We start from the raw sequence: 257 nt of genomic DNA, 5'->3' as shown, positions 1-257 counted from the left end.
TCCGCGGCGGGGGCATCGGCAGCCGCACGGAAACGGTCGCCAGCCAGCGCGCCTTCAAACCCCACGCCGTGTGCGGTATTGAAGGGGGCGGGCGCAGGCGACAGGCGCTGCGCGTACCACAGCCCGGTCGGCGCCTCACTCAGCGGATACCGTTGCCGCCCTGCGCCCTCGGCGCTGGCGATCTGCGCGCTCATGCCCCGGCGCTGGCCCTGGCCTGCAGCTGCTGCACCTCCTGCCACCAGCCGGCCAGCGTGGTG

General features: G+C 74.3%; 1 protein-coding gene. It reads right to left on the bottom strand.

The features are described from left to right. A partial coding sequence (locus ACQG3P_RS20440) for a hypothetical protein (protein ID WP_426806065.1) occupies nucleotides 1–194 on the bottom strand: 194 nt, incomplete at its 3' end. Between the last annotated feature and the right edge of the window lie 63 nt (nucleotides 195–257).

The sequence above is a fragment of the Stenotrophomonas sp. SrG genome (assembly GCF_050031795.1).
Taxonomy (GTDB): Bacteria; Pseudomonadota; Gammaproteobacteria; order Xanthomonadales; family Xanthomonadaceae; genus Stenotrophomonas; species Stenotrophomonas rhizophila_A.
This window is presented reverse-complemented; position numbering and strand designations above follow the sequence as displayed.